Here is a 12,586-nt window from a genome sequence, read left to right as displayed (position 1 = left end):
TTGAGTAGAGCTCATGATTAGTTTTGTAAATAGGCTAATCATGAGCTTAAAGTTATGCAATGCAATTACAGTAATTGAAATTGGTCAGCATCTAAGTGAGCAGGAAAAGCCTTTCTAAAGTCATCTAACGGTGATTTTTCTAAGCGCTTAATAATGATACCCGATTGGTTATCTTCAAGCGCAGCCAAAGTATCACCTTTAAAATCATAAACCGCGGTGCCACCACTGTGAGCAATATCATTACCATCTGCACCAATACGATTGACGCCCACGACATAACACACGTTTTCCATTGCGCGTGCTTTTAACAGGGTATCCCATACATGGCGACGTGCCGCCGGCCAATTGGCTACGTTGATCATCACATCGTAGTCATTGCAGTTTCGTTGGAATACAGGAAAGCGCAGGTCGTAACACACTTGCGGTAAAATGCGAAAATCATTGATTGTGAATATCTCGCGTTGCGTACCTGCTGCAACAAAATTACCTTCGTTACCTAAGCAGAATAAATGGCGTTTATCGTAATACTTTACTTCACCATTTGGCCAAACCCAATAAAATCGATTGGCCTTTTTGTCACCTTTTGCAACTAAAACAGAACCAGCAATCACGGCATTCTTTTGCTTCGCAGTGGCTTGTAACCAGCTAAGTACGTCGCCTTGTTCAGGCTCACTGCAATCTAGATTAATCGCAAAACCCGTGGCAAACGTTTCTGGCAAGACAATTAAATCGACCTGCTCGTTTAAGTTATTAAGCTGCTCAGAAAAATGCGTAAGATTAGCGTTTTTATCAAGCCAATGCAGTGATGACTGCACTAAAGCCAAGGTTAAAGTTGACATAAAATCTCCGCAGCACGTTTTAATGTGTCATCATTTTTTGCAAAACATAAACGAATCACTTTATCGCTGCTTGCACTGTTGTAAAACACACTGAGTGGCACAGCTGCAACCCCCGCTTGCTCGACCAACCAATGACAAAACTCAACATCATCAAGATCAGACACATCACTATAATCGAGTAGTAAGAAGTAAGTGCCTTCACTTGGTAATATTTTAAAACGGCTTTGCGCTAACGTTTCGCTGAGTAAATCACGTTTTTGTTGATAAAAATGACTTAGCTCATCAACATGATCAGGCTCTAACTCAAGCATATCGGCTAATGCATGCTGAGCAGGCGTAAAGCTTGAAAAAGTCACATATTGGTGAATTTTACGAAACTCCACCATGAGCTGAGCGGGTGCTACACAGTAACCCATCTTCCAACCAGTGCTGTGAAAGGTTTTACCAAAACTTGAAATCACAAAACTACGTGCAAATAACTCAGAGTCGGTCAGCGCACTTAAATGCAAAGCGCCATCAAAGGTAATGTGCTCATACACTTCATCACTGATCACATATAAATCATGCTCAGCAACAAGCGCTTTAAGGGCGTTAATATCTTCTGTTTTAAAGATTTTACCGCTTGGGTTATGTGGCGTGTTGATGATGATGACACGTGTTTTGTCTGTGATGACATCGGCTACGGCTTGCCAATCGATTTTATAATCTGGCGCATGCAAAGCGACATGAACTGAACGACCGCCTGCAAGCTCAATTGCTGGTTGGTAAGAGTCATAAGCAGGGTCAAACACCACCACTTCGTCACCCTCTTTGACAAATGCTTGAATCGCTACAAATAATGCCTCTGTTGCCCCTGATGTAACAGTAACTTGTTGCTCGTAATTTATGTTGTTATGGTATTTTCTCGCTATCAGAGTCGCTATTTGCTGTTGTAGCTTTGCAATACCACTTGAAGGCGCATATTGATTTACCCCCTCAAGTACATAATGATTGAGTTGTTTTTTTAGCAATTCAGGTGCATCAAACTCAGGAAAACCCTGAGATAAGTTAATAGCTTGATACTGATTTGCCAGAGCTGTCATTTGACTAAAAATGCTGGTGCCTAAATTCGGCAATTTACTTTCAAACACAGAGGTTCCTTAAAGATGGTTTTGCGCCCGAAGCGATGCTATCATTGCTTAAAACAGATGTATAGCCGTCTAAATAACTTTTAGAATGTCGAGGAATATATGCATAACAATACCGCTATTTCAGAACTAATTGAAGCTGGTAAATGGGTAAGCCAACGTGGCTGGGTCCCTGCTACTGGTGGTAACTTTTCAGCCCGCACTGCAAGCGGTTATGTCGTCACAGCAAGTGGCTTCGATAAAGGCCAACTCGGCACTCATGCGTTTATTGAATTTGACCATGAAGGTAATCGCACTAAAGGCTCTGGTAATCCATCAGCTGAAACTGAGCTACATTTAAATATGTATAAGCTGATCCCATCAGCTAAATTTGTTTTGCATACCCATTCTGTTGCAGCAACCGTGTTATCGCGTGTGATCAAAGGCCACGCTATCAATTTACATGGCTACGAAATGCAAAAATCTTTAAGTGGCGTTAAGTCACATTTAGATACGCTAAGTATTCCTATTTTTGATAATGACCAAGACATTGACCGTTTAAGTTTATTGGTCAGTGATCATCATCTTCACACCCCTATTGAGCATGCCGTATTAATTCGTGGTCATGGTTTATACGTGGTTGGTCGCGATATCAAAGAAGTACAGCGTCATTTAGAAGGCTTAGAGTTTTTGTTTAGCTGTGAACTTGAACGCTTAAAACTAGAAGGCATTCAAGCTGGAGTTCAAGCATGATCAAAGCAATTTTAACCGATATTGAAGGCACAATTACCCGCATTTCTTTTGTTAAAGACGTATTATTTCCTTACGCGGCAGGGCAATTACCTGAGTTTGTGAAGTCACATCAAAGTGACCCAGAAGTAGCAGCCCAAATAGAGGCTGTTAAGGCACATATAGAGCAACCAGAAGCCGATATCGACACGGTTATTAGCCATTTAATTCATTGGATTGAAACGGATCAAAAAATTACCCCACTTAAGCAGTTACAAGGGTTAATTTGGCAAACAGGCTACGAAAATGGTGATTTTACTGGCCACCTTTACCCTGATGCTTATGACTTTTTACAAGCCCAAAAACAAGCTGGTAAAAGTTTATATGTCTACTCTTCGGGCTCTGTGAAAGCGCAACACCTGATTTTTGAGTTTTCTGATTATGGTGATGTTAGACCTTTATTTAGTGATTACTTCGACACCAAAGTTGGCGCAAAACAACAGCAGAGCTCTTATGAGAATATTATTGCAGCCTTGCCTTTTGAAGCTGCAGAAGTGCTGTTCTTAAGTGATGTGGAAGCAGAGCTTGATGCTGCCAAAGCTGCTGGTCTTGGCACTTTACACCTTGTTCGCGATGGCCAAGCAGTCAGCGACGCTCACCCATACATTAACGATTTCACTGCATTTAGTGCGGAGCTTTTAGCATGAGCCAATTAACTATTTTTAATGATAACAACGCAGACAACATACTGTTTCACAGTGAAGACTTAAGCGCGATTGCGAGTGAGCTGAATGCGGTTGGCGTTCGCTTTGAGCAGTGGCAAGCAACGGCACAGATTGACCAAGATACCAGCCATGACGCTATTTTAACTGCCTATACTAACGATATAGAGCGCCTTAAGGCTGAAGGGGGTTATCAAACAGTGGACGTTATTTCGCTTGCTAAAGGTAATCCAAATGCTAGCGAATTACGCAGCAAGTTCTTATTTGAGCATACACATAGCGAAGATGAAGTACGTTTTTTTGTGAAAGGCCAAGGTTTATTTTGCTTACACTTAGGCGATAAAGTGTATCAAGTGCTGTGCCAGCAAGGTGACCTTATTTCTGTTCCTGAGCTCACACCGCATTGGTTTGATATGGGCAGCGACCCTGAATTCACAGCAATTCGCTTATTTAATAATACCGAAGGTTGGGTGGCTAAAAGTACTGAGTCAACCATTGCAAACACCTTCCCACTGCTGGACTAACATGGAAAAGCTATTTTCTTACGGTACCTTACAGTATCCGCAGGTTCAGCTAGATACCTTCGGGCGCTTGCTCGAAGGTCAACCAGCTACATTAACCGGTTATGTTATTGGTGAAGTCGAGATCACCGACGAAGCTGTCCTTAAAAGTAGCGGCCAGCGTTTTCACCCAGCGTTAATCAAAACGGGCAAACAAAGTGATACGGTTAATGGCACAATTTATTTAATCACCGAACAAGAGCTTGCTCAGGCAGACGCTTACGAAGTGGATGATTATCAAAGAATTGCAGAAACATTTCAGTGTAGCAGCCAAGCTTGGCTATATGTTGCAAAAAACAGCCTTTAATTTACAAATATAAAACAAAAAAACCCAAATCAAGAACAAAAGCTGTTATTATCTTCCCCATCAAGATTATTACATTTTAGTTAAAGGACTAAACATGGGGTCGGCATTTTCACCCTTACGCGATACCGTTATTTATGTGGGTGAGTGGCAATTTAACACTCAGCAGCAAACCATCAGCGATGGCACGCATACGCGCGAACTAGAACCTTTACTTTATAAACTCTTGTGCTTTTTCATTACCCATAATGATCGCATTATCACTCGCCAAGAATTGGTTGAAAACATTTGGCAACAAAGCTTCGTTGATGACAATGCCATCAACCGCGCCATCTCAGAATTAAGAAAAGTACTCAAGTCAGAAAAGCAGCCTGGGCAAACCATTAAAACCCATTACCGCAAAGGCTACAGTTTATTTATTGAAGTTAAGTTTCTTGATCACGCGGTGAGTACAGAGCCGCTAAAAACAGAAAATGTAATAACAGCAGATAAAGACGCTGAGACTCAAGTTAATACAGCCAACATTAGTCCAAAAAAAGATCATACTTCTCGCTGGCCGTGGCCTTTTGCAGCCTTAGTATTGAGTTTACTGCTTGCTGCTATTTGGTTGTTCTTACAACAACCTAAAGCCACTACTGAAGACCAAAGCGAAGCACCACTTTTAGACCTGCAAGTAGAAACGATTTCCTGGCATAAAGGCACACACTACCGCTTAATGCTCAATCAAGACAAAACAAAATTAGCCTACATACTGCAAAATGATATTGATGATAAGTACCTTTATGTTGTCGACTTAACAACTAAAAAAGAGTACCAAATTGCATCAGGGGATCTCTTTTTACAAGGCTGGTCTGACGATGGCGAGCGTCTATTCTATGGTTCATGTGAAGGAAGTGATTACAACGATTGTATTGCTTGGCAAGCAAGCAACCTGTTATCGAATGAAGCTTTAATTAAGCCTAGAACCAATCAATTTATACGTAGCTTATCTCCAACCCAGTACATGGAGGTCGGCAATGTGGCAATTACAAGACGAAATAACTACCGTGGTTTAACTCACTTAAACGCCCTTTATGCTCAAGATTTAAAAACAGGTGAAGAAATTCGCATTACTTCACCAAATATCACAGGGACTGGCGACTACATTTTAACCACCATCAAAAACCCTAGTCGGATTATTTTCGAGCGCCATAATGTGGGTCAAGCAGAGATTTACATGGCAAATTTAGACGGCAGCTCACTTAAACTCTTAACGACGAACAACTACCGCTCTTGGGCTGCGACTTATGATGAGCAAACTAACTCGCTGGTTTGGTATAACCGCGGTAAATTGACGATCGAATCATTTTCGTTTGATACCATGAGCCGAGGACAACCTGTTAAAGCACCAGTAAAGCGAGCTAATTTCGCCTACCCCCTTAATAAACAAAGTGTTTTGATCAGCACTGATTTACACGACAATGATGGGGCCATATTTGACTTAAAATCAAAACAAATGAGCTATATTGCTACGGCAAATAAGCATGAGGATGATGTTGTCGCACTACCGAATAATGATGTCTACTTCGCTGATTTTGAATTCTATAAGCGCCAACATTGGCTGAGAAAAGATAACCAATATATAGATATAACCGACAAGCTTGGCGAAGATACGACCGTTATTACTGCAAATAGCGACAGCAGTCAGCTCGTAAGTTTTAATAAAACCACTCAGCAACTAAGCTTATTAAGTGCCAATGATTTTTCAGAAATTAAACACTGGACGCTACCAGGAAACAGCAAATTGGCAGCAATCAGAGGCAATAAAATTGCAGTGATTTATACAGAGCTTAGCAGCCAGCAAAACCAAATAATGATTTTGCACACCAATAGCGATCACGTTGTTAAAAGCACCATCGACACCCCTTTAGAAATTGCTTGGTATGATGATGATCAGCTAATCGTGCATTCTAAGTACGCAAAATACCTGCTACTAGACAGTGACAATAATACCTATAGTGAACTGGTGACCCCAGACAAACTTATCGAGCTAAAACCTTCGATTATCTCGATGGCAAGTAACCAGCACAGCTTGTACATCGCCACCGAAGCAGAAGTGTATAGCATCAACTTAGCAAAAATGAAGGATGTTGAACTTGCAGTTCAACTGCAGCATTTGCACTTTATTAGCCATCTCAATGCCAATAATGACAAGCTCGCTATTTCATTCTTAACAGCAAATACTCAAAACAGCATTGAGCTTTACACTAAAAAAAGTGCTGAGTAATTTTCTACTTTAGCTGCTTTAGAACACCTTGCTCGATATCGGATTGGTTATAAACGCCGCTATCGAGCACCCAGCCTGTGACTAGGCTAGCCGGTGTAACATCAAATGCCGGGTTATAAACCTTTGCGTTAGTCGGTGCCCACATCGCTTCACCAAAACTACCGCTAACACCGCGCACTTCGTTGGGACTGCGTTGCTCAATTTCGATATCGGCACCACACACCGTTTGTGTATCAAGCGTCGTAAGTGGCGCAACGACATAAAATGGAATGTTATGGAAATGCGCTAACACAGCGAGGTTATAAGTGCCGACTTTATTTGCAAAGTCACCGTTTGCAGCAATACGGTCTGCACCTACAAAGATTTTATCTACTTTGCCCGCAGCCATTAAACTGGCTGCCATGTTATCGCAAATCAAAGTATAAGGGATTTGCCAACGCTCAAGCTCAAAAGCTGTTAAGCGACCGCCTTGCAGTAACGGTCGTGTCTCATCAACCCAAACATGAATATCACCATGGCGTTGCTGCGCTTTATAAATCACACCTAATGCAGTGCCTACACCAGCCGTTGCCAACGCACCTGTATTACAGTGCGTTAAAATGTTATCGCCTTTATCAACCAAGGCTGCACCACGTTCTGCCATGCTATCGCAAAGGGCAATATCTTCTTTAAATAACTGTTCAGCAGTCGCGACAACAGCAGCAACATAATCAGTCTCTATCAGTGCTGTACGTAACTTGGCCATACAGTGCATTAGGTTAACGGCGGTTGGGCGGGTTGCTTCTAGTTCATCTATAGCAACCGCAAGTGCTGACTGACTCATGCCCTGCTCTGCTAAATGTGCAACCAATAAACTCGCTCCTAAGCCAATTAAAGGTGCGCCTCTAATTTTCAAGGTCAAGATCAGGTCTTTCATCGTTTCAACATCATTGCACACATGCCAATGCTGTTGATGTGGCAACAAATACTGGTCAAGCACGGTTAACGTACCTTGCTGATATTTAATACTGCTGGCGATGAGATCTTGCATACTGAATCCGAATTACTAATGAAAAACTAATTTAAGTGAATAGTTATTTTACATCAGTTTTGACAACTAACAAGCTAGATGTATGGACATCTAAACGGTTACAGGTATAGAATGCTTAAAGTTAATTGTATTACGAGATAAAGCTATGGCTAACTATACTGCCTTCACTGCAGAGCATGCTGTTGATTACATTAAAAAACTTATCGAAAATGAGTTAAGCTCAGTATTCGCTGCTGATGCAACACTGACTGCATACGAATTTGGTGATGGAAACTTAAACTTAGTTTTTCGGGTTGCTGATCAGCACAACAACAGTGTAATTTTAAAGCAGGCACTTCCTTACGCCCGTTGTGTAGGTGAGTCATGGCCGTTATCGTTAGACCGCGCACGCATTGAAGCTGAAGTATTGATTAATCATGGTCAGTTATGCCCTGAACATACTGTGGCAATACTGCATCACAATGTCGAGTTGGCGTTAACCGTATTAGAAGATTTAGGCGACCTACAAATTTTACGTGGCGCACAAATCAAGGCCGAGCAATTCCCATTACTGGCCAATCATGTTGCACTGTATTTAAGCCGTACAGGCTTTTATAACTCAGACTTTTATTTATCTGCTGAAGATAAAAAAGCCAAAGTCAGTCAATTTATTAACCCTGATTTATGTAAGATCACGGAAGACTTATTTTTCACTGATCCGTACATTGAACATGAGCGCAATAATTTCCCTGCAGAGCTTACTGAGCACGTCGAAAGTATTCGTAATAATGATGCTTTAAAACTAGCAGCAGCGAAATTAAAAGCGAAATTCTTATCATGCCCGCAAACTTTATTGCATGGCGATATGCATAGTGGCAGCATTTTTGTTGATAGCAAAACCACTAAAATGATCGACCCAGAGTTCGGTTTTTTTGGCCCTGTTGGTTTCGATATCGGCTCATTTATGGGTAATTTGTTACTAAATTACTGTGCCCAAAATGGACGTATTGCCGAACAAGCAAAGCGCCGTCAGTTTCAAACTCATTTATTAACCTGCTTACAAGACTGTTACAGCCAATTTGAACAACATTGGTTAAACCTAGCAAGCAGCGAAGCAACTGATATTAGCTTTGCAAACCGCGCCTTTATCGAAGATTACTTACAACACGTATTGCGTGATGCAATTGGTTACTGTGGCGCTGAACTTATTCGCCGTACTATTGGTTTAGCCCATGTTGCTGATATCGATGGAATTGAAGATGAACAAGCGCGTTTAGCAGTACAACAACAAACACTCGTACTTGGCGAGCAACTGATGCTCAATGCCACAAGCTGTAACAATAAAGACGAGTTCTTTTCTTTATTAATCAGTTTATTAAATTAACTAGCAAAAAGTAAAAAGGCGCTCAATGCGCCTTTTAATTATTCAACTCAACTAGATTATTTATTGTAGTGCTCATACATTTTATCGAGCGGCTCTGATAAACCATTCTCCTGTACTACACGCACATGCTGGCGAGCTAACTCACGGGCACTTGATACACCACACGAGTGAGCAATCAGCCCTGCACCATAGTGAATAAACTTATTATAATTAGCGACACGCTGTGCCTTATCGGTCACATCTAAGCCTCGTTGTAAGCGTTCATTGTGAGTCGTAATACCGGTCGGACAGGTATCTTTATTACACTGCAGAGCCTGAATACAACCTAGCGAAAACATATGACCGCGCGCCGAAACAATAAAATCAGCCCCAAGTGCCAATGCCCAAGCCACTTTTGACGGTACGATTAGCTTACCCGATGCAATCACTTTCACTCGCTCTCTGAGACCATGTTTTTTTAGCAGATCGACAACCAAAGGCAAGCTCTCTCGAAGCGGTAAACCAACTGAATCCATCAAGGGTTGAGGAGCTGCGCCCGTACCGCCGTCGGCACTATCAATAGTGATGAAATCAGGCGCTGATTCAATGCCTCGGTTATTAATTTCACTGAACAAGGTTTCGAGCCAAGTGTATTCACCAATCACCGCTTTAAAACCGGTTGGTTTACCTGTGGTACTGCGTACCGTTTCAATCATATCGAGTAAATCTGCTGGGCATTTAATCTCTGGGTGACCATTTGGACTAATCGAGTCATGCCCTTCAGGAATGCCCCGGATCTTTGCAATTTCAGCAGTCACTTTACGCCCTGGTAACATCCCCCCTTTACCGGGTTTGGCACCTTGACTCATTTTAATTTCGAACATTTTAACTTGTTCATGCTCAGCAATTGCTTTGAGTTTTTCGATGCTTAATTTGCCGTGCTCATCTCGTACACCATATTTTGCCGTGCCAATCTGAAACACAATATCTGCACCACCTTCAAGGTGATAAGGACTGAGCCCACCTTCGCCTGTATTCATCCAACAGCCTGCTAACTTTGCACCTCGCGATAACGCACGAACAGCAGGCTTAGATAAGGCACCAAAGCTCATACCAGAAATATTAAATAACGAGTTTGTTGTATAAGGAGTTTGGCAATAAGGCCCTAACGTGACTTCACTAGGGTCAAGTGCATCTTCATCTAAGGTTGGAAACGCACAGTTCATAAACATCACAGTGCCCGTTGCCTCAAGACTTTGTGTTGAGCCAAAGGCCGTAGTACGGTCAACATTTTTCGCAGCACGATAAACCCAGCTTCGATCAGCACGGTTAAATGGCAACTCTTCTCTATCCATTGCAAAGAAGTATTGACGGAAGAATTCACCTTGGCGCTCAAAGAAATAACGAAAGCGGCCGATCACCGGGTAATTACGGCGAATCGCCTGTTTAGACTGCGTCACATCACTAATGTAAAAGCACACAATCACCAGCAAACCTATCCCGAGTGCAAAAATAAATAAGCTGGCAAAAACATCGATACTAAAAATTATAAAATCACTCATCCAAGGCCCCTTTGTGAAATGACATCCTTCAAAGCATATAAGGTGTTTATATTACGTGCAATAAACAAAAAAGGCGTGATGTAAATCACGCCTTTCTCATCTGCTATGCTGCTCGTTTTGCTAGCTCAGCTTTAATATAAAGTTGAATTTGCTCTTCAAGCACCGACATTGGCACTGAGCCATGACGTAATATTTGATGGTGGAATTCGCGAATATCAAAGTCTTGGCCAAGCGCTTGCTCTGCTTCATGGCGTAAACGTTTAATCGTTAGCTCACCAATTTTGTATGACAACGCTTGTGCAGGCCATGAAATATAACGGTCGGTTTCAGTCTTCACGTTATGTAATGAAAGCGCGGTGTTTTCGCTCATAAATTTCATTGCGCGTTCGCGACTCCAGCCATACATATGCATACCTGTATCAACCACTAAACGCGCAGCACGCCACATTTCATAGGTTAATCGACCAAAGTCACTGTATGGGTCTTGGTAAAAGCCCGCTTCGATACCTAAAAATTCCGAATATAAGCCCCAACCTTCGCCAAATGCCGACAAATATGCATTGCGGCGATAGCTTGGTAATGACTCAAGTTCAGCATTAAGTGAAATTTGTAAATGATGACCAGGTACAGCTTCGTGTAGGGTTAATGCTTCAAGAACATACAACGGGCGCTTATCTAGCGCATAGGTATTAACCCAGTAATAACCCGCTTGATCATCACGACGAGACCCTGAGTAACGACCCGTTGTATATTTAGGGGCAATACTCTCAGGCACTGGCGCAACACCGTACGGCATTCTCGGTAAGGTATGGAATAATTTAGGTAACTGCGCATCCATTTTCTTGGCGATGTAAGACGCTTCTTTTAGCAAATCTTTCGGTGTTTTTGCGTAAAATTGCGGATCAGTTCGTAAAAAGTGGACAAAATCAGCAAACGAGCCTTCAAAACCTACTTTCTCAATAATTTTTTCCATTTCTGCACGAATACGCGCGACTTCTTGTAAACCCAGCTCATGGATTTCTTTCGGCGTCATATCAGTAGTGGTGTAATACTTGGCGCGATTTTCATAAAACGCCTTACCATTTGGTGTACTTGAAATGCCAATGTCAGTACGTGCACCCGGTTGATATTCGTTATTAAAGAAAGTTAAGTAACCTTGATAAGCCGGAATAACCTGTTCTTTAATAATGGTTTGTGCTTGCTTTTGTAATGCAGCAAATTCGCTATCACTCAAACCTGCCGTGTTATTTAAGAATGGTTTGTAAAATTCAGACTGGGTAGCATCATCAACAATATAAGCCGTAATAGAGTCTTGATAGCCTTCTAACACAGCCTTTGGTTGGGTTAAACCCACTTCAAGACCTTTGCGCATCCAGCCGATATTTTGCGAGAAATAGCGGGGAATTTGCTGCAATTTAGCAAGGTATAACTGGTAGTCTTGCGGTTTTGTGTAATCAGAGCTAGAAACCATAAACGACAAGCTAGAATGAAACCCATACTCAGATGTCAGTGGCATATAGTGCGTATTGAAGACATATTCATCGACACTATTTTGCACTTGGCCACGCAAAATAGTCAGGTTAATGCGGTTTTCTTCAGATAACTTATCACGGTCTATAGCATCTAGCTCAGCAAGTAATTCAGTATTCTTCTTGTATTTTTGCTCTAAAAATTCAGCCGATAGATTTTCTAATAAATACCCATCTACGCCATTTTCTTTGCCATATGGGCTGATGCTTTGGCGATAATTAACAATATTTTCGGCTACTTGAGTAAATTGCTGATCAGCATCAATATTTGTTACCTGACAAGCGCTTAAAGTACACGCTAAAGCAACCGCAATAACAGAGCGGTTTAAAGTTCGCGACAGTGTTTGTTTCATAGCATTCTTTTTAGTTTTAATCAGTATCGCTAAAGTAGCGCAGCACTGGCTAAAACCCAAGCAAATGCGACCAAGCTCAGGTTAAATGCGCTTAAATTAGCAGCGCTGTGTAAACAACAGTGAGCAAGCTTTAAACAATTTTTAATTACACTTGTTAAAGTTGTTGAGAAAATCAGCTAATAGACACAAACGAAACAAATTTAAGTTCCAAAGTTAGCGATTTTGCTTTTAAATAGGTTGATTA

General features: G+C 41.6%; 11 protein-coding genes. 6 read left to right on the top strand and 5 right to left on the bottom strand.

What is annotated here, in order from left to right; all coding sequences use genetic code 11:
- Window positions 1–65: 65 nt before the first annotated feature.
- Together NH153_RS03555 and NH153_RS03550 are read right to left on the bottom strand one after the other, a co-directional pair.
- Entirely contained in the window at window positions 66–839 is a 774-nt protein-coding gene (locus NH153_RS03555; RefSeq protein WP_063701019.1) for an amidohydrolase, read from the bottom strand.
- The gene (locus tag NH153_RS03550) at window positions 827–1,969 is read right to left on the bottom strand and encodes a methionine aminotransferase (RefSeq protein WP_063701017.1); all 1,143 of its coding nucleotides are present in this window, start codon (window positions 1,967–1,969) and stop codon (window positions 827–829) included. The genes NH153_RS03555 and NH153_RS03550 overlap by 13 nt, the downstream gene beginning before the upstream one ends.
- Before the next feature lie 99 nt (window positions 1,970–2,068).
- Between NH153_RS03550 and NH153_RS03545 the strand changes: the two genes are divergently transcribed.
- The 5 genes from NH153_RS03545 (at window position 2,069) to NH153_RS03525 (ending at window position 6,526) form a co-directional block, all read left to right on the top strand.
- The gene (locus NH153_RS03545) at window positions 2,069–2,698 is read left to right on the top strand and encodes a methylthioribulose 1-phosphate dehydratase (RefSeq protein ID WP_063701015.1); all 630 of its coding nucleotides are present in this window, start codon (window positions 2,069–2,071) and stop codon (window positions 2,696–2,698) included.
- The gene (gene mtnC / locus NH153_RS03540) at window positions 2,695–3,381 is read left to right on the top strand and encodes an acireductone synthase (protein ID WP_063701012.1); all 687 of its coding nucleotides are present in this window, start codon (window positions 2,695–2,697) and stop codon (window positions 3,379–3,381) included. The genes NH153_RS03545 and mtnC overlap by 4 nt, the downstream gene beginning before the upstream one ends.
- Entirely contained in the window at window positions 3,378–3,920 is a 543-nt protein-coding gene (locus NH153_RS03535) for a 1,2-dihydroxy-3-keto-5-methylthiopentene dioxygenase (protein ID WP_063701010.1), read from the top strand. The genes mtnC and NH153_RS03535 overlap by 4 nt, the downstream gene beginning before the upstream one ends.
- A gap of 1 nt (window position 3,921) precedes the next feature.
- Window positions 3,922–4,263: a gamma-glutamylcyclotransferase family protein gene (locus tag NH153_RS03530; RefSeq protein WP_063701007.1), complete on the top strand. Its 342-nt coding sequence runs from the start codon at window positions 3,922–3,924 to the stop codon at window positions 4,261–4,263.
- Window positions 4,264–4,357: 94 nt separating this feature from the next.
- Complete coding sequence (locus NH153_RS03525) at window positions 4,358–6,526, top strand: winged helix-turn-helix domain-containing protein (protein ID WP_063701005.1); 2,169 nt, start codon at window positions 4,358–4,360, stop codon at window positions 6,524–6,526.
- A gap of 4 nt (window positions 6,527–6,530) precedes the next feature.
- Here NH153_RS03525 and mtnA read toward each other — a convergent pair whose 3' ends face one another.
- Complete coding sequence (gene mtnA, locus NH153_RS03520) at window positions 6,531–7,556, bottom strand: S-methyl-5-thioribose-1-phosphate isomerase (RefSeq protein ID WP_063701003.1); 1,026 nt, start codon at window positions 7,554–7,556, stop codon at window positions 6,531–6,533.
- A gap of 145 nt (window positions 7,557–7,701) precedes the next feature.
- Between mtnA and mtnK the strand changes: the two genes are divergently transcribed.
- Window positions 7,702–8,919 carry an S-methyl-5-thioribose kinase gene (mtnK, locus tag NH153_RS03515; RefSeq protein ID WP_063701001.1) on the top strand — a complete coding sequence of 406 codons (1,218 nt, stop codon included), beginning with the start codon at window positions 7,702–7,704 and terminating at the stop codon, window positions 8,917–8,919.
- A 56-nt stretch (window positions 8,920–8,975) separates the two neighbouring features.
- Here the strand turns inward: mtnK and NH153_RS03510 are convergent, their stop codons facing one another.
- Window positions 8,976–10,460 (bottom strand): FMN-binding glutamate synthase family protein, encoded by a 1,485-nt coding sequence (locus tag NH153_RS03510; protein WP_063700999.1) that lies wholly within the window; start codon window positions 10,458–10,460, stop codon window positions 8,976–8,978.
- 103 nt (window positions 10,461–10,563) lie between these two features.
- The gene (locus tag NH153_RS03505) at window positions 10,564–12,342 is read right to left on the bottom strand and encodes a DUF885 domain-containing protein (protein ID WP_063700997.1); all 1,779 of its coding nucleotides are present in this window, start codon (window positions 12,340–12,342) and stop codon (window positions 10,564–10,566) included.
- Between the last annotated feature and the right edge of the window lie 244 nt (window positions 12,343–12,586).

The sequence above is a fragment of the Pseudoalteromonas gelatinilytica genome (assembly GCF_001641615.1).
In the GTDB taxonomy this organism is placed as follows: Bacteria; Pseudomonadota; Gammaproteobacteria; order Enterobacterales; family Alteromonadaceae; genus Pseudoalteromonas; species Pseudoalteromonas gelatinilytica.
Note: the sequence above shows the minus strand (reverse complement) of the source record. Positions and strands in the feature narration are given on the sequence as shown.

Bases quoted from the DNA above. Each gene is read 5' to 3' on its own strand.
- NH153_RS03555 (WP_063701019.1), bottom strand. From the start codon at position 839: ATGTCAACTTTAACCTTGGCTTTAGTGCAGTCATCACTGCATTGGCTT.
- mtnK (WP_063701001.1), top strand. From the start codon at position 7,702: ATGGCTAACTATACTGCCTTCACTGCAGAGCATGCTGTTGATTACATT.
- NH153_RS03535 (WP_063701010.1), top strand. From the start codon at position 3,378: ATGAGCCAATTAACTATTTTTAATGATAACAACGCAGACAACATACTG.
- NH153_RS03545 (WP_063701015.1), top strand. From the start codon at position 2,069: ATGCATAACAATACCGCTATTTCAGAACTAATTGAAGCTGGTAAATGG.
- NH153_RS03505 (WP_063700997.1), bottom strand. From the start codon at position 12,342: ATGAAACAAACACTGTCGCGAACTTTAAACCGCTCTGTTATTGCGGTT.
- mtnA (WP_063701003.1), bottom strand. From the start codon at position 7,556: ATGCAAGATCTCATCGCCAGCAGTATTAAATATCAGCAAGGTACGTTA.
- mtnC (WP_063701012.1), top strand. From the start codon at position 2,695: ATGATCAAAGCAATTTTAACCGATATTGAAGGCACAATTACCCGCATT.
- NH153_RS03510 (WP_063700999.1), bottom strand. From the start codon at position 10,460: ATGAGTGATTTTATAATTTTTAGTATCGATGTTTTTGCCAGCTTATTT.
- NH153_RS03525 (WP_063701005.1), top strand. From the start codon at position 4,358: ATGGGGTCGGCATTTTCACCCTTACGCGATACCGTTATTTATGTGGGT.
- NH153_RS03530 (WP_063701007.1), top strand. From the start codon at position 3,922: ATGGAAAAGCTATTTTCTTACGGTACCTTACAGTATCCGCAGGTTCAG.